Origin of the sequence: Pseudomonas sp. PDM14 (assembly GCF_014851905.1) — a bacterium.
Classification (GTDB): domain Bacteria; phylum Pseudomonadota; class Gammaproteobacteria; order Pseudomonadales; family Pseudomonadaceae; genus Aquipseudomonas.
This window is the reverse complement of record NZ_JACVAQ010000001.1, coordinates 2,305,567-2,322,562: the sequence shown is the minus strand read 5'-3', so window position 1 is coordinate 2,322,562 and position 16,996 is coordinate 2,305,567. Positions and strand designations below refer to the sequence as shown.

Genomic DNA, 16,996 nt, shown 5'->3' with positions numbered 1-16,996 from the left:
TCATCGGGCGGCGCAGCTCAAGGATGAACGCAACCGGGGAAAGGCGTGCGCAGCATACGATGATCGACTGCCACGCCCTGCCGGCTGCTCAGGTTCTTTATTACGGTGCCGCAAACCCAGATGACCGGCTCGTTGGTTGAACCTGGGTACTTCAAAGCTTCTCGCAACCCCACCGCTCAAGAGCGTCGGGGCTAAGGCCAGACAAGACGGAAGCGGACTTCAACGCGCAGCGTACTCGGGTACGTGAGCATTTGAAGTCCGCTTCCAACGCCGTATGGCCGACGACCCGGAGGTCGTAACCCTTACACGCCGAGGCAGAGGTATTTGATTTCGAGGTAGTCCTCGATGCCGTACTTGGACCCTTCACGGCCCAGGCCCGAGGCCTTGATGCCGCCGAACGGCGCCACTTCGTTGGAAATCAGCCCGGTGTTGACGCCGACCATGCCGTACTCCAGCGCTTCTGCCACGCGGAACACGCGGCCCAGGTCACGGGCGTAGAAGTACGAGGCCAGACCGAACTCGGTGTCGTTGGACAGGGCAATGACTTCGGCCTCGTCCTTGAAGCGGAACAGTGGCGCCAGCGGGCCGAAGGTTTCTTCCTTGGCCACGGCGGCATTCTTCGGCACGTCGACCAGGATGGTCGGCTCGAAGAAGCTGCCACCGAGGGCATGCGGCTTGCCGCCGAAGACCACCTTGGCGCCTTTGCTCACGGCATCGGCAATGTGTTCCTGGACCTTGGCCACGGCCTTGCCGTCGATCAGCGGGCCGGTGGTGGTGCCGTCTTCCATGCCGTTGCCGATCTTCAGCTTGGCCACTGCGGCAACCAGCTTCTCGACGAAGGCGTCGTACACGCCGTCCTGCACGTACAGGCGGTTGGCGCAGACGCAGGTCTGGCCGTTGTTGCGGTACTTGGAGATCAGCGCGCCTTCGACGGCCTTGTCCAGGTCGGCATCGTCGAAGACGATGAAGGGCGCGTTGCCGCCCAGCTCCAGGGACACCTTCTTGATGTCCTGGGCACACTCGGCCATCAGCTGACGGCCGATCTCGGTGGAACCGGTGAAGCTCAGCTTGCGCACGATCGGGTTGCCGGTCAGCTCGCTGCCGATGTCGCCAGCGCTACCGGTGACCACGCTGAACACGCCTTTCGGAATGCCGGCACGCTCGGCCAGTTCGGCCAGGGCCAGGGCCGAGAACGGCGTCTGCGACGCGGGCTTGAGGACCATGGTGCAACCGGCGGCCAGGGCCGGGCCGGCCTTGCGGGTGATCATCGCTGCCGGGAAGTTCCACGGGGTGATGGCCGCGGTCACGCCGATCGGCTGCTTGATCACGATCAGACGTTTGTCCGGCTGGTGGCCGGGAATCACGTCGCCATAGATGCGCTTGGCTTCCTCGGCGAACCACTCGATGAACGAGGCGGCGTAGGCGATTTCGCCCTTGGCTTCGGCCAGCGGTTTGCCCTGCTCGAGGGTCATCAGGCGACCGAGATCGTCCTGGTGTTCGATCATCAGCTCGTACCAGCGGCGCAGTTTGCCCGCGCGCTCCTTGGCGGTCAGCGCGCGCCAGGCCGGCAGCGCCTTGTCGGCCGCCTCGATGGCACGCCGGGTTTCCGCTGCGCCCATCTTCGGCACAGTGCCGAGGATCTCGCCGGTGGCCGGGTTGTTGACCTTGATGGTCTGGCCGCTATCGGCGTCCAGCCAGGCGCCATCGACATAGGCTTGCTGGCGGAACAGCTGGGCGTCTTTCAATTGCATGGCAGTCTCCTGTGCGCTCCACGAAAGGGGTGGCAGGCAGTGGGAAAAATAGTCAGCCAGAACAGGCTGGTGGGGTGTTTGAAATCTCAAACGAATCCTAGGGCTCGCGTGCACAAAGGGCAATAGCTCGTTCGATAAAACCAACAAAAATACGCAGAAAGTAGGACAACGTCGGCGTTGGAGCGATTTTCCGGAACAGGCGTCGCCACCATGACGTTCAAGGTGCCCAGCGGGGAAAGGCATACGCGGAACGCGCGCGCATCTGTTCGAGATCGCGAACGTTTGTGTCACGTTTCCCGCCGAACGCTGCGTGTCAGCCGCGCAGGCTGTCGCGGTACTGGCTCGGGCTCTGCCCGCTCCAGCGCTTGAAGGCGCGACTGAAGCTGCTGCTGTCGGCGAAACCAAGCAGGTAGGCAACTTCGCTGATCGAACAGTCAGCCTCGCGCAGGTGCTGCAATGCCAGGCCGTGGCGGGTGTCGGCGAGCACCTGCTCGTAGCTGCTGCCCTCGTCGCTGAGGTGGCGCTGCAAGCTGCGCAGGCTGAGGTGCAAACCATGGGCGAGCACCTCGGCGGACGGCTCGCCATTCGGCAGGCACTGCTCCAGGGCGCGGCGCAGGCGGCGGCTGACCGTATCGGGCTGCAGCGCGTCGAGGCGCTTCTGCAGGACCGTCTCGTTGTGCGCGGCCAGTTCCGGGTTGGCGTCGTCCAGCGGTCTTTCGAGGTCGGCGTTGGCGAAGCACAGCACGTCCTCGGCCGCACCGAAGTGCACCGGCGCGCGGAACACGTCGAGCCAGGCTTGCGGGTCAGCCGGCGCAGGGCGCCGCAGGTGTACGGACAACGGCGCGTAGTCGCGACCCAGGCGATTGCGGCAGGTACGCACATAGATGGCGGCGAAGGCATCGATGGCTTCCGGTGCCGGTGCGTTGCCATCGGGCAGCAGGCGCAGGTGGAATTCGCAGACCTCGCCGACATCGCGCAGCTCCAGCTCCAGCGCATCGCTGACCACCTGGTGATAGCGCACGATGCGCTCGAACACTTCGCGCAGGCTGCTGCTGGCGACGATGGCCATGCCCAGGGCGTGGAAGGTGGTGGGGCTGACGTGGCGCGAGGTGTTCAGACCCAGCGCCGGATCGCCACTCGCGGCTACGGCCAGCTGCCACAGGCGGGTGGTAGCCGACAGCGGGTAGCGCGCGTTGGGGTCATCGAGCAGGGCCGGGTCGAGACCCGCCTCGCGACACAGCGCGGCGCTGTCCAGACCAAGGGCATCGAGCTGGCGGCGCAGGGCGCGGGTCCAGCTGGCCAGGGTAGTCGGTTCACTCATGCAGGTTGGCATTCTCGGTCAACAGGTTGGCGCAGTCGGTCGGGCGGCAGGCAGCGCAGGCGCGCACAGTAGCCTCGTCGAATCACTACAACAGTCTTGCCGTTCTCGCGCCCCGCATGGCGCAGATCAGGCGGTGACAAGAGGATGCGTGTATGACCCTGACTCCTGCAACCCATGCCCCGCACAATCACCAGCAGCGTTCTGCGCACATTCGCAGCGTGGTGATGGCCCGCGGCGACGAACTGCGCCAGCGCTACCCGATCCTCAAGCACCAGGACGCCATCGGTGCCGGCATCCTGGCCTTCGCCCTGGCCGGCATGATCGGCTCGGCCTGGCTCTACCTGGACGGCGCCATCGCCTGGTGGGCCTGCCTGCTGGCCAACGCCTTCTTCGCCTCGCTGACCCACGAACTGGAACACGACCTGATCCACTCGATGTACTTCCGCAAACAGCGCGTACCGCACAACCTGATGATGGGGCTGGTGTGGATGGCGCGGCCGAGCACGATCAACCCGTGGATCCGCCGCCACCTGCACCTCAACCACCACAAGGTTTCCGGCACCGAGACCGACATCGAGGAACGCGCCATCACCAACGGCGAGCCGTGGGGTTTCGCCCGCCTGCTGATGGTCGGTGACAACATGATGTCCTCCTTCATCCGCCTGCTGCGCGCCAAGACCTGGGCGCACCGCAAGATGATCGTCAGCCGCACCCTCAAGGGTTACGCGCCGCTGGGCCTGCTCAACTGGAGCACCTGGTACGTGTTCCTCGGCTTCCACCTGATCGACTTCGTGGCCACGGCCAGCGGCGCGCCGATCGCCTGGTCCGCCACCACCCTGAGCGTGATGAACATCGTCAACATTGCCGTCGTCGTGCTGGTCGGGCCGAACGTGCTGCGCACCTTCTGCCTGCACTTCATCAGCTCCAACATGCACTACTACGGCGACATCGAAGGCGGCAACGTGGTGCAGCAGACCCAGGTACTCAACCCCTGGTGGCTGCTGCCACTGCAGGCGTTCTGCTTCAACTTCGGCAGCACCCACGGCATCCACCATTTCGTGGTCAAGGAACCCTTCTACATCCGCCAGATGACCGCGCCGGTGGCGCACAAGGTGATGCGCGAGATGGGCGTGCGCTTCAACGACTTCGGCACCTTCGCCCGCGCCAACCGCTGGGATGCGCCGCGCAAAGAAGCCGCTGCGCCCGTCCAGCAGCCCGCCTGATCGTCTTCGTCAGCCCTGCCATGGCGGGGCGTCTCCGGGGCCCGCGGGCCCCGCGCTTTTTTGGAACACTGCATGAACATCCTGATCGTCCACGCCCACCCCGAGGCGCAGTCCTTCTGCACCGCGATGAAAGACCTCGCCGTCGACACCCTGCAGCAGAGCGGGCACGCCGTGCAGGTCTCCGATCTCTACGCGATGAACTGGAACCCGGTGGCCTCGGCCGCCGACTTCCAGCAGCGCAGCAATCCCGACTACCTGGTCTACGCCCTCGAACAACGCCACGCCCATGGCCAGCAAGCGCTGGCAGATGACATCGCCAGCGAGCTGGACAAGCTGCTCTGGGCCGACCTGGTGATCTTCAATTTCCCGCTGTTCTGGTGCTCGGTGCCGGCCATCCTCAAGGGCTGGATCGACCGCGTGCTGGTCTCCGGCGTGTGCTACGGCGGCGTACGGTTCTACGACCGTGGCGGCCTGGCCGGCAAGCGCGCGCTGCTGAGCTTCACCCTCGGCGGCCAGGCGCACATGTTCGCCGACGAAGCCGCCGTGCACGGCGACTGGGAACCCATGCTGCGCCCGTTGCAGCGCGGCACCCTGGCCTATGCCGGCTTCAGCGTGCTGCCGCCCTTCCCCGCCTACCACGTGCCCTACATCAGCCAGCAGGCGCGCGAGGAAATCCTCGAGCAGTACCGCGACACCCTGCAGCACCTCGATGAACAGGCGCCGCTGAACTTCCCCTCGCTGGCCGACTTCGACCGTCACCTGCACCCCCTGGCCAAGACTGAACAGGTGCCGGCATGAAGACCTGGATCTGCGTGATCTGCGGGCTGATCTACGACGAGGCCAAGGGCTGGCCCGACGATGGCATCGCCGCCGGCACGCCCTGGGCCGAGGTGCCGGACGACTGGCTGTGCCCCGACTGCGGCGTGGGCAAGGCCGACTTCGACATGCAGGAACTCTGACCGACAGCCCGCATGGACGCCCGCGAGGCGGATGCGTATGATTGCGCCCCGCAACGCACCAGTAGCTCAGCTGGATAGAGTACTGCCCTCCGAAGGCAGGGGTCGTGGGTTCGAATCCCGCCTGGTGCGCCACATACGAAATAAAGAAGGGCCCTCGTGAAAACCTGGGCCCTTTTTGTTTGCCCGACTTTTCGCGTCAGCCTGAGCCCGCTTCATTCCACTTAGTGCTCAACACGTATCAGCGCCCGTCGCGTTTCTCCTGCTCGATTGCCAGGTATCAGCCTGGCCAATATCCGCTATCGACCCCTTCAAGTTCTCCGTTTGGCTGACCTTCCCTAACCTTGGCTCCGTCATCACCGCCGGGCCAGACCGGTCACCGAACTCAAGGAGAACAGCATGAACACACTGAGCCGCACTTTCGCCGCAACCGCCCTGACCCTCGCCGCTGCCGTTTCCGCGCAGGCCGCACCGGCGCCAGCCGTCAGCACCGCTCCGGCCACGCCGTCGAGCAGCTACGTCACCACCCAGGATGGCGTCAGCCTGTACTACAAGGACTGGGGCCCGCGTGATGGCCAGGTTGTTTCGTTCAGCCACGGCTGGCCGCTGAACTCCGATAGCTGGGAAGCGCAGATGATCTTCCTCGCCGACCGCGGCTATCGCGTCATCGCCTATGACCGCCGCGGCCATGGCCGCTCCAGCCAGCCGTGGGAAGGCAACGACATGAACCACTACGCCGACGACCTCTCGGCGGTGCTCGAAGCGCTCGACGTCAAGGACGTGACCCTGGTCGGCTTCTCCACCGGTGGTGGTGAAGTGGCGCGCTACATCGGCCGCCACGGTACCGGCCGGGTGAAGAAAGCGGTGCTGGTCTCCGCCGTGCCACCGCTGATGGTGAAGACCGCGAGCAACCCCAACGGTCTGCCGCTCAAGGTGTTCGACGACATCCGCAAGGCCTCGCTGGAAAACCGCTCGCAGCTGTACCTCGACATCGCGTCCGGGCCGTTCTTCGGCTTCAACCGTCCCGGTGCAAAAGTCTCGCAGGGCCTGATCCAGTCGTTCTGGGTGCAGGGCATGCAGGCCGGGCACAAGAACACCTACGATTCGATCGCGGCGTTCTCGGCCACCGACTTCCGTGAGGACCTGAAGAAGTTCGACGTACCGACCCTGGTGATCCACGGCAGCGACGACCAGATCGTGCCCATCGACCTCTCCGGTCGTGCCTCGGCGGCACTGATCAAGGGTGCACAACTGATCGTTTATCCGGGGGCGCCACACGGCATCACCGACACCCACAAGGACCGTCTGAACCAGGACCTGCTCGACTTCCTGCGCAAGTAGAAACGGCAAGCATCGCCCTGCTCGCGCAGGGTCGCTGAGCCACCCACCCAGAAAAAAGCCCCCGGTACAGACCGGGGGCTTTTTGTTTACGCAGAACGCCTCAGTTCATCCAGCCCAGCGCCTTGGCCCGCGCCACTGCCTGGGTGCGACGCTCGACGCCGAGCTTGACGTTGATCCGCCGCGCATGGGTTTTCACCGTGTGCAGCGAGATGTACAGCTGCTCGGCGATCTGCTGGTTGGAACAGCCCTGGGCGATCAGCTGCAGCACCGCCTGTTCGCGCTTGCTCAGCTGCGAATCGCCAGCCTCTACCGACACCGCTTCATCGGCGAGATGGCCGGGAATCGCCAGGCGCTCGCGCCACTGCCGCTCAGCGAGCTGCGGCAGTGCCTGCTCCAGCCACTCCCCCTGGCGGCGATACAGCGCCTGCAACGGGCGCAGCTGACGGCGTTGCTCGGCGTCATCCAGAGCCATGCGCACCTGGCGGTCGGCGGCATCACGACGGCCAGCGAGCAGCAGCGCCTCAGCCAGGTCGAAGCGGGTCTCGCAAGCCAGGCTGCCATGCCCGCGCAACAGGCAGTCGTCGAGCTGCGCCTGCAGCTCGACCACCGCCTCATCGGCATGCCCCAGCAGCAGTTCGGCGATGGCCAGGCCATGCCGCACGCGCAGGTGCAAGTCGTAGAAACCGGACGGCGCCAGCAGCCGATGTTCCTCGAAGCGCTGCTGTACCTGGGCCAGGCAGTTGCGCGCCTTCTGCACATCGCCCTGGCGCAGCCAGAGCATGCCGTTGGCCATCTGCAGCACGCAGCGGTAACGCACTTCCGGCACGTGCTGCCACTGCATCAGGCGCTCGGCCTTGCGCAGCAGCAACTGCGCCTCGACGAAGTCGCCCCGGTCGGCCGCCAGTTCGGCCAGGTGCTGGTAACCGAACAACACGTAGGCGTCTTCGCATTTCTCCGCTTCGCGCAGGCCATCCTTGAGCGTGCTGGTGGCCAGCTCGACCGACCCGGCATCGGCCAGCAGGCTGCCGTGCAACAGCTGCAAGCGCGCCAGCACCGGGCCACGCAGGCCGGCACTCTGGATATGTTGCAGCGACTGCTGGACCTGCTCCAGGGCACGCCCGCTTTCGCCCTGCATGCTCAGCAGGTGGATGCGGTCGACGCTGAGCAGGGCCTCGAACAGCACGCTGCCCTGCTCGCGCGCCAGCCGCAGGCCTTCGTCGCCGTATTCCTGGGAGGCCTGCAGATCGCCCTCGGCCAGCGCCTGCTGGGCCAGCGCCTGGTAGCACAGCACGCGCTGCGACCAGGCCTCGGGAGACAGGATCGCCAGGGCCTCGAGGCAGTACTGGCGTGCATCGCGCTGACCGCGCTGGCGCAGCAGCACACCCTTGATCGCCTGGTACTGGGCAATCCATTGCTGCTGGCGGCGGGCATCGGGTTGCGGGAGGAAACGGGCGAGGTCAGCGAGGCAGCCGTCGACCTCGTCCAGCCGCGCACAGATGATCAGCCCCCAGGCCTGCAGGGCGATCAGCCGGGGGGTGCTGGAAAACAGGCTGGCCGGCAGCTCGGTGCGCCACTGCAGGAACTGCGAAACGCTGTGGCCAATGAGCAGCTGCTCCTGACCGTACTGCTGGAGAAAGTTCGCCGCCACGTCGGGCTGGTCGGCCCACAGCGCATGTTCGACCGCCTCGCGCACGTCACCGCGTTTGGCGAACCACTGGCAGGCCCGCACGTGCGCCTGTTGCAGCGCCACCTGGGTGTTCGCCCGGCGCCGCAGCATCGACGCCAGCGGGCGCCACAGGCGGAACCACTCGCCATGGCTGTCCAGGCCATGGAGGAACAGCTGACGCTCGCGCAACTCGTCGAGCGGGCAGCCATCGCTTTCGTCTTCGAGCAGGTAGGTGCACAGCTCGGCGGAAAAACGCGGCATGTGCGCAAGAATCACCAACGCGCGTTTGAGCTCGTCTGGCAGGCCGGCCAGCACCTCGCGCTCGATGTACTCCTGCAGCAGGGCACTGCCACTCTTCAGGCGCTCGGCGAGGTTCTGCGCGGTGCCCTGGATCAGTAGCAGGCAGATGCCGGCCAGCCAGCCTTCATTGTTGTGCAGCAGCTGCGCCGCCAGTTCGTCGGGCAGCGCCAGCTGGCGCTGTTGCAGCAGGCCGCCCAGTTCGTCCTTGGTCAGGGCCAGGGTCTCGGCATCGAGCTCCAGCAGGTCGCCCTGCAGCAGCAGGCGCGGCAGGTTCCAGGCCGGGCGGCGGCGGCCGTTGATCCACCAGCGCAGGGTGAGCGGAGCCCGCTCGAGCAGGCGGTCGAGGCAGGCGTCCAGCTCGGCACTCGGCTGGCGTGGGTAATCGTCGAGGAAGATCCACAACGGCTGCTCGACACGGCTGAGCAGGTTGCACAATTCCTGGTAGGGATCGCCTTCGCCATGGGCCATGTGCAGGGCGGCGGCGAGGCGGGAAAGCAGATCGGCCGGGGTGAGCGAATGACCGAGCAGGTCGAGCCAGACCAGACGATTGCCGGCGCCGATCTGCCGTGCACATTCGTTGAACAGCACGCTCTTGCCGAATCCGGCCGGGGCACAGATCAGGGTCAGACGCGCGTCGCTGGCGAGCAGCTCCTGCAACAGCCGCGGGCGCGCAACATGGGCGGCCGGCAGACGTGGCAAGGGCGATTCGAGCACCGCGGGGCGCACGTGGGCATGGATGGCGCGGACCTTCTCGGGCATGGTCATGGCCTCGTATTTCTTGTTGTTATGTTGCGATCTTGACCGATCTTACCAACTTCACCGCGGGTGAACGGCACAAGGACAAAAAAGGCGACCACTGGGGTCGCCTCAAAAGGAGCAGCTCGTTGTGACTCAGCGTACGCCGGCGTTACGCAGCGCGGCCGGGGTGAAGTCGATGGCCTTGGCTGACGTGCCGTACTCGATGGAACGCTTCTCCTCGTTTTTCATGCCGATGGCGAGGTAGCGACCAACGATCACGTCATACAGGGCCTCGAAGGAGTACACCGGGGTCTGCACGTCGTAGTTCTGCAGGAGCATGGCCTGACCCACGCGCCACAGCTGGCCGCGGCCGTCGTAGTGCTCGGAAACGGCGATCTGCCAGGTGTCTTCGTCGACGAAGAAACGACGCTTGGCGTAGATGTTGCGCTCGCCGGCCTTCAGCGTGGCTTCGACTTCCCAGACGCGGTGCAGCTCGTAGCGCGCCAGATCCTGGTTGGTGTGGCCAGCCTGGATGATGTCGGCGTACTTCAGCTTGGGCGAGTCCAGCTCGTAGTTGTTGTACGGGATGTACAGCTCACGCTTGCCCACCAGCTTCCAGTCGTAACGGTTCGGTGCACCGTTATACATGTCGAAGTTGTCGGAGGTACGCAGACCGTCTGCGGCGGTACCCGGACCGTCGTAGGCCACCTGCGGGGCACGGCGCACACGACGCTGACCGGCGTTGTAGATCCAGGCCATGCGCGGCTCGGCGATCTGGTCGAGCGAGTCGTGCACCAGCAGGACGTTACCAGCCAGGCGCGACGGCGCGGTCACGCGCTGCTTGAAGAACAGCAGGGCGTTCTCGGCCTTCTTCGCCGCCAGGTCGGGCATGCCGGTCGGCATGGCCACTTCGTCCTCGAAGTGCACGAGAGTGAAGCTGCCGTTGGTTTGTGGCGTGGCCTGTACGATGCTGCGGCGCAGGTTGCCACCGCGGTAACGGGTGATGTGGTTCCACACCACTTCCAGACCGTTTTGCGGGATCGGGAACGCGTAGTAGCGGCTGTCGGTGAAGTTCTTCAGGCCGTTACCGCCTTCGACCAGCGAGGTGTTCACCGCGCTGCGCTTGGCCGCCTCGTTGATCTCCTGCGGTACCGCCGCCGTACGATGGCTGGTGTAGACCGGCATCTTGTAGGTTTCGGGGTAGCGCTTGAACATCGCCAGCTGGCCTTCGGCAAGCTTGTCCTTGTACTGGTCAAGGTTCTGCGCGGTGATGGTGAACAGCGGTTTCTCGTTGGCGAACGGGTTGGCCAGGAAGCCGCGGTCGTCCACGGCAGCGGCGCCCTTGCTCAGGCCGCCGGTCCATTCCGGGATGCTGCCGTCGGCGTTGCCGGCCTTCTCGCCACCCAGCGGGGTCAGGGTGGTGCCGAGCTTGGCCGCCTCGTCCGGCGATACCGCTGCCAGCACGCTGCTGGCGAGCAGGGACAGGGTCAGGGTGGTGATCAGGTGCATTGTTGTTTTCATAAGGTGCATGTCCTGTCTTAGAAGTTCACGCCGAAGCTGAGGGCAACGAAGTCGCGGTCAGTCAGGGTGTTGAAGTCACCGCCGAAGAAATCGGTGTACGACAGGCTGGCGGTGTAGGTGTTGCGGTACTCGGCGTCGACACCCAGGCTGACGGCCTTGGAGCCTTCGTTGAACACCGGGCCGTAGCCGTCGACGTCGTGCGAGAAGGACACGTTCGGCTTGAGGTTCACACCGGCAAACACGTCGTTGTAGTCGAGGATGCCGCGAGCGCGATAACCCCAGGAGGTGTTGGTGAAGAAGCCGTGGGTGCCGTACTCGTTGCGCGCAGCGATGTTGGAGGCCAGAGTGCCGTGCGGCGAGCCGTAGATCGAGTCGCGGCCGTAGGCCACTTCGTCACGGCTTTCCAGGCCACCGATGCTGGTCAGGCCGACTTCACCCACCAGGGTCAGACGCGAGGCGCCCAGCACCTGATCGAAGAAGTGGGTGAAGGTGCTCTGCACCTGGGTCACTTCCTTGCGGTTGTAGCCTTCGCTGACCAGGCCAGCCGAACCCGGACCGGTCACGGTATTGGCCAGTTTGGCGGTCATGTCAGTGCCGTTGATACCCAGCGGCATGTTCGGCCGGTAGCTGATTTCACCCGACCAGGCAGTGCCGGTAGGCAGCGTGGTGGAGAAGCTCAGGCCATAAAGCTGGATGTCTTCCGGGTATTCGAGGTAGTAACTGCCGCTACCAATCAGGACTGCCGAGGCCAGTTGGCCAGCCAATGCAGCGGTGCCAATAGCCGTGGCGTTAGCGTTCTGGAACATCGCGTTCGGGGTACGACTGTGGTAGTTCATGAAATAGGCGCCGTACTCGGTGTCATCGCCCATCCAGCGTAGCGCCGCGCCCCATTGGCCTGAGTCGCGCGCATCACGATCACCGCCACGCCGCACTAACAAGCCTTCATCCAAAACGGTCAAGCCGCTAGTTACGAGCTGTGCTCCAACACCAAGCGCGCCTGACTGAGCCGCCTGGAGTGTTCCGACTGTAGTCGCATCGAGAATGGTGTAGTTGCTGTCGCAACCATCGGCCACTACGTCGCTGGAGGCGAAGAAAGTGCCACAGTTGTCGGCGACAGTTTGGTCCCACTCCAACTGGTAGAACGCTTCAGCCGACAGTTGATCGGTGATGCTCTGCGAGACGTAGAACATGTTGACCGGAATCAGGCCTTCCTTGATTTCCGCGCCTGGGCGGCGGAAGGCGGCGGCGTCGATCGGGTTGATCGAGTTGATGCCGTTGCCGATGAAGGTACTTTCACCCCAGCTGACCACCTGCTTGCCCACACGCACGGTGCCCGGCAGGTTGGCAATTTCGTAGTTGTGATAGACGAAGGCGTCGAGGATCTGCGCGCCGGAAGACTGCGCAGCTTCCTTGCGGTTGTGGTCGTCGATGTCCTTGAACAGGCGGCTCTCGTCCTTCAGCTCGAAGTCGTACCAGTACTTGCCGCGCACGAAAACGCCGGTGTCCTTGTACTTCAGCTCAAGGTCGTGGATGCCCTTGAAGATTTTCGAGAAGGTTTCGCCCTTCTTGAAGTTCAGACGACCGTCATCGCCGGTCTGGGTGAAGCCGGTGCCGCCGTTGGCATTACCGACCAGATCCTTGTCTGCGCTCTTTGTCGCCCAGCTGGCGCCGACCGACAGGGACGAGTCGAACTGCCCCTCGATTTCCCCGATGTTGAATGTGACGGCATGCGCCGGGGCAGCGACGCCCAATGCGACGGCGATTGCCAGAGTGTGTGGCTGGAAGATTCCGGGCCTTTTTGTTGTTGTCATGAGGCTCTCCTGGTGTGGGGTGGAACACGGAGAAACCTACGCAAGGGGTGACAGGCGCATAAGCGCTCGAAGGATGTATTCGCGGTGTAGCCCGAAAGGATGAACATGCTTGCCCGCTGGGCCCTGGCGCGACCAACACCGCGCTGAATGACGGCGCATCAACTAGGCCATGACACTTTTTTCACAGGAATGAAAAAAGCCCCGCCGAGGCGGGGCTTCAAGGGTGATGCGTAGCGCTTGGGATCAGACGGTCTTCAGCTGCGCACCGGCTGCTGCGCTACCCGGCTCCGGGGCCCACTGCTGCAGACGCTGCAGGCTGTCGCGGTAGGGTTTGAGACCCATCCACAGCAGGATGATCGAGCTGACCACCGCCAAGGCGGTGACGATCAGCAGCGAGTAGCGCAGCGCCTGGTCGCTGGCGAAGACGAAGTCGGTGACCAGCGCCACCGCGGTCGGGCCGAGACCGAGGCCGATCAGGGTGATGACGAACAGGTAGATCGCCGAGGCCTGGCCGCGCATCGAGTTGGGCATGATTTCCTGGATCGCCGCCGGGGCGACGCCGAACGGCATGCTGAGGAAGAACACGGTCGGCGCCATCAGCACGGAGACCATCACCGCATTGTCCAGCAGCGGGAACGAGACCACGAACGGCAGGGCGCCAAGGGCGGCGATCAGGCCTACGCGCATGTTCGCGTCGCTGCGCCCGCGCTTGGCCATCCAGTCCGCCAGGCGGCCGCCGAAGACGATGCCGAGGCAGCCGAACACGGCGACGATGCTGCCGTAGACGATGCCCACCTGGCCGGCATCCCAGCCGTAGGTGCGGATATAGAAGGTGGGAATCCAGGCGCCGCTGCCGTAGCCGGCGAAGGCCAGGCCAGCGAAGCCGAAGTTGTGGCACAGCACGGTGCGACGGTTGCTGCGGATATAGCGACCGACTTCCGCCAGCGGCACCGCGACGCCCGCGCCGACACCACGGCGCGCCGGCTCGCGCACGGCGAGCATCAGCAGGGTGAACAGCACCCCGGCGGCGCCGAGGATGAGGAAGATCAGCTGCCAGGGGCGTACGTGGCCGATGACCGGCAGGATCACGTCACCCTGCGCCGAGGCGAACTTGATCACCAGGCCGCCGAGCAGGAAGGCCAGGCCCGAACCCAGGTAGACGCCCATCGAGTAGACGCTGATGGCCGTGGCGCGACGCTCCGGCGGGAAGCTGTCGGCGATCAGCGAATAGGCCGCGGGCGACAGCGCCGCCTCGCCGACACCCACGCCGATGCGGCAGATGAGGAACTGCCAGTACAGCTTGGCCATGCCGCAGGCAGCGGTGGCGGCACTCCAGAACAGCACGCCGACGGCGATCAGGCCGCGGCGGCTCTTGGTATCGGCCAGACGGCCGAGGGGGATGCCGCAGATGGTATAGAACAGGGCGAAGGACAGGCCCATCAGCAGGCTCATCTGCGTGTCGCTGATGACCAGGTCACGGCGGATCGGCTCCACCAGCAGGTTGAGGATTTGCCGGTCTATGAAGGACAGCACGTAGGCGATCATCAGGATGACGACCGTGGTCCAGGCATAGAGGTTAGAGGGGTAGCCGTTGTTATTTTTAGGCACTGGCGTTCTCTCCTCGGCACCGCAAGTGCGATGCACGATGGGGTTAAGGAGTAGTCAGCTTAGGTCCGAATAAGCACGGCTTAGTATCGCTCTAAGGGATTATCAGCAGATTGAATGAGGATGATGACCTTGTGCGAATGTTTCCGAATGCCCGAATGGTCCGTCGCAGACCACTCGGTCAAACCACCCCGGCGTCACGCAGCGCGGCGATCTCGGCGACATCAAGGCCCAGCAGCCGCTGCAGGATCGCATCGCTGTGCTCGCCCAGCAGCGGCGGTGCGTTGCGGTACTGCACCGGGCTGGCGGACAGGCGCAGCGGGCTGGCCACCTGCGGTGTGCTACCGGCCAGCGGATGCGGCAGGTCCACGCGCAGGCCACGGGCGACCACCTGCGGATCGGCAAACACCTGGGCCAGGTCGTTGACCGGCCCGCACGGCACACCGGCCTGCTCCAGCAAAACCACCCATTCGGCGGTGGTCCTGAATACCGTGACCTGACGGATCAGTGGAATCAGCTCGCCTCGATGGGCCACACGCTGGCTGTTGCTGGCGAAGCGTGGGTCACTGCCCCATTCGGCGCGACCGGCGACTTCGCAGAACTTGCGGAACTGGCTGTCGTTGCCAACGGTGAGGATCAGGTCGCCGTCGGCGGTGGGGAAATCCTGGTACGGCACGATGTTCGGGTGGGCGTTGCCCAGGCGCCTGGGCGACGTGCCGGTGGTCAGGTAGTTCATCGCCTGGTTGGCCAGGCAGGCGACCTGCACGTCGAGCAAGGCCATGTCGATGTGCTGGCCCTCGCCGGTCTTCTCGCGGTGCGCCAGGGCGGCCAGCACCGCCACCGTGGCGTACAGCCCGGTGAGGATGTCGGTCAGCGCCACGCCGACCTTCACCGGGCCACCGCCGGCTTCGTCATCCGGCTTGCCGGTTAGGCTCATCAGCCCGCCGAGGCCCTGGATCATGAAGTCGTAGCCGGCGCGCTTGGCGTAGGGGCCGTCCTGGCCGAAGCCGGTGATCGAGCAGTAGATCAGCCGCGGGTTGAGCGCCTTGAGGCTGGCGTAATCGAGGCCGTAGGCGGCCAGGCCGCCGACCTTGAAGTTCTCGATGAGGATGTCCGACTGGCTCGCCAGCTCACGGGCGATGCGCTGGCCTTCAGCCTGGGTGAAGTCCAGGGTCAGCGACTGTTTGTTGCGGTTGGCGGAAAGGAAATAGGCCGCCTCGCTGGTGTCGCGCCCTTCGCCATCACGCAGGAACGGTGGGCCCCAGTGACGGGTGTCGTCACCGGCGCCGGGGCGCTCGACCTTGATCACCTCGGCGCCGAGATCGGCCAGGTTCTGCCCGCACCAGGGCCCGGCGAGCACACGGGACAGGTCGAGAACGCGCAGATGGGACAGGGCACCGGGCATGGGAAATTCTCTGAATGGGCTTGATCGTGTGGGCCTGCACCCTCCGCACGCTCCGCGCCCGCAAGGGCAGGTGACGTGGAGCATCGCGGGCGGCGTTCCCACGCAGCGCGTGGGAACGATCATCCGGGCGGGTTTAGAAGAACGCCTGAATGCCGGTCTGCGCGCGGCCGAGGATCAGCGCGTGCACGTCATGGGTGCCCTCATAGGTGTTGACCACCTCCAGGTTGACCAGGTGGCGGGCCACGCCAAATTCGTCGCTGATGCCGTTGCCGCCCATCATGTCACGGGCCAGGCGGGCGATATCCAGCGCCTTGCCGCAGCTGTTGCGCTTCATGATCGAGGTGATTTCCACCGCCGCGGTGCCCTCGTCCTTCATCCGCCCAAGGCGCAGGCAGCCCTGCAGGGCCAGGGTGATCTCGGTCTGCATGTCGGCCAGCTTCTTCTGGATCAGCTGATTGGCGGCCAGTGGGCGGCCGAACTGCAGGCGGTCCAGAGTGTACTGGCGGGCGGTGTGCCAGCAGAACTCGGCGGCGCCCAGGGCGCCCCAGCTGATGCCGTAGCGCGCGGAGTTGAGGCAGGTGAACGGCCCTTTCAGGCCGCGCACGTCGGGGAAGGCGTTTTCTTCCGGGCAGAACACATTGTCCATGACGATCTCGCCGGTGATCGAGGCGCGCAGGCCAACCTTGCCGTGAATCGCCGGGGCACTCAGGCCCTGCCAGCCTTTTTCCAGAACGAAACCGCGGATCTCGCCGGCATCGTCCTTGGCCCAGACCACGAACACGTCGGCGATCGGGCTGTTGGTGATCCACATCTTGGCGCCGGTGATGCGATAGCCGCCGTCGACTTTCTTCGCCCGGGTGATCATCGCGCCGGGGTCGGAGCCGTGGTCCGGCTCGGTGAGGCCGAAGCAGCCGATGTATTCGCCGCTGGCCAGTTTCGGCAGGTACTTCTGTTTGGTCGCTTCATTGCCGAATTCGTTGATCGGCACCATCACCAGCGAGGACTGCACGCTCATCATCGAGCGATAGCCGGAGTCGATACGCTCCACCTCGCGGGCGATCAGCCCGTAGCACACGTAGTTCAGGCCGCTGCCGCCGTAGGCTTCGGGAATGGTTGCGCCGAGCAGGCCGGTGTCACCCATCTCGCGGAAGATCTTCGGGTCGGTCTGTTCGTGGCGGAAGGCTTCGAGCACGCGCGGCGCCAGTTTGTCGGCGGCGAACTGTTGGGCGCTGTCGCGCACCATGCGCTCTTCATCGGTGAGCTGTTGATCCAGCAGCAGCGGGTCGATCCAGTTGAAGCTTGCCTTGGCCATCGCGAAAAACCTCGAAGTCAGCGGAATGCAGCGTGGCAGGAACAGC

The 16,996-nt window shown here is 65.0% G+C and carries 12 protein-coding genes and 1 tRNA gene; 5 read left to right on the top strand and 8 right to left on the bottom strand.

Features of this window, described 5'->3' with window-relative positions:
* Positions 1 to 302 precede the first annotated feature (302 nt).
* Both gabD and IB229_RS10895 read right to left on the bottom strand, forming a co-directional pair.
* Complete coding sequence (gene gabD / locus IB229_RS10900; RefSeq protein ID WP_192328301.1) at positions 303 to 1,751, bottom strand: NADP-dependent succinate-semialdehyde dehydrogenase; 1,449 nt, start codon at positions 1,749 to 1,751, stop codon at positions 303 to 305.
* A 313-nt stretch (positions 1,752 to 2,064) separates the two neighbouring features.
* A complete protein-coding gene (locus tag IB229_RS10895; protein ID WP_192328298.1) occupies positions 2,065 to 3,072 on the bottom strand; it encodes an AraC family transcriptional regulator in 1,008 nt (335 codons plus the stop codon).
* A gap of 152 nt (positions 3,073 to 3,224) precedes the next feature.
* Here IB229_RS10895 and IB229_RS10890 point away from each other — a divergent pair, with 152 nt between their 5' ends.
* From IB229_RS10890 to IB229_RS10870, 5 genes are all read left to right on the top strand, one after another.
* Positions 3,225 to 4,295, top strand: coding sequence for a fatty acid desaturase (locus IB229_RS10890; RefSeq protein ID WP_192328295.1), 1,071 nt, complete (start codon positions 3,225 to 3,227; stop codon positions 4,293 to 4,295).
* A gap of 72 nt (positions 4,296 to 4,367) precedes the next feature.
* The gene (locus IB229_RS10885) at positions 4,368 to 5,093 is read left to right on the top strand and encodes an NAD(P)H-dependent oxidoreductase (RefSeq protein WP_192328292.1); all 726 of its coding nucleotides are present in this window, start codon (positions 4,368 to 4,370) and stop codon (positions 5,091 to 5,093) included.
* Positions 5,090 to 5,254, top strand: coding sequence for a rubredoxin (locus tag IB229_RS10880; RefSeq protein ID WP_192328289.1), 165 nt, complete (start codon positions 5,090 to 5,092; stop codon positions 5,252 to 5,254). The genes IB229_RS10885 and IB229_RS10880 overlap by 4 nt, the downstream gene beginning before the upstream one ends.
* A gap of 55 nt (positions 5,255 to 5,309) precedes the next feature.
* Positions 5,310 to 5,386, top strand: a tRNA-Arg gene (locus IB229_RS10875).
* A gap of 264 nt (positions 5,387 to 5,650) precedes the next feature.
* Positions 5,651 to 6,592 carry an alpha/beta fold hydrolase gene (locus IB229_RS10870; protein WP_192328286.1) on the top strand — a complete coding sequence of 314 codons (942 nt, stop codon included), beginning with the start codon at positions 5,651 to 5,653 and terminating at the stop codon, positions 6,590 to 6,592.
* 100 nt (positions 6,593 to 6,692) lie between these two features.
* Here IB229_RS10870 and IB229_RS10865 read toward each other — a convergent pair whose 3' ends face one another.
* From IB229_RS10865 to IB229_RS10840, 6 genes are all read right to left on the bottom strand, one after another.
* Positions 6,693 to 9,317, bottom strand: a complete 2,625-nt coding sequence (locus IB229_RS10865; RefSeq protein ID WP_192328283.1) for a LuxR C-terminal-related transcriptional regulator — start codon at positions 9,315 to 9,317, stop codon at positions 6,693 to 6,695.
* Positions 9,318 to 9,449: 132 nt separating this feature from the next.
* Positions 9,450 to 10,817, bottom strand: coding sequence for a DUF1329 domain-containing protein (locus IB229_RS10860; protein WP_192328280.1), 1,368 nt, complete (start codon positions 10,815 to 10,817; stop codon positions 9,450 to 9,452).
* Positions 10,818 to 10,834: 17 nt separating this feature from the next.
* On the bottom strand, positions 10,835 to 12,628 hold the full coding sequence (locus IB229_RS10855) for a DUF1302 domain-containing protein (protein WP_192328277.1): 1,794 nt from the start codon (positions 12,626 to 12,628) through the stop codon (positions 10,835 to 10,837).
* A gap of 243 nt (positions 12,629 to 12,871) precedes the next feature.
* Complete coding sequence (locus tag IB229_RS10850) at positions 12,872 to 14,236, bottom strand: spinster family MFS transporter (protein WP_192328274.1); 1,365 nt, start codon at positions 14,234 to 14,236, stop codon at positions 12,872 to 12,874.
* Positions 14,237 to 14,414: 178 nt separating this feature from the next.
* Positions 14,415 to 15,638, bottom strand: a complete 1,224-nt coding sequence (locus tag IB229_RS10845; RefSeq protein WP_192328271.1) for a CaiB/BaiF CoA transferase family protein — start codon at positions 15,636 to 15,638, stop codon at positions 14,415 to 14,417.
* Between the two features lie 133 nt (positions 15,639 to 15,771).
* Positions 15,772 to 16,950 (bottom strand): acyl-CoA dehydrogenase, encoded by a 1,179-nt coding sequence (locus IB229_RS10840; protein WP_192328268.1) that lies wholly within the window; start codon positions 16,948 to 16,950, stop codon positions 15,772 to 15,774.
* Between the last annotated feature and the right edge of the window lie 46 nt (positions 16,951 to 16,996).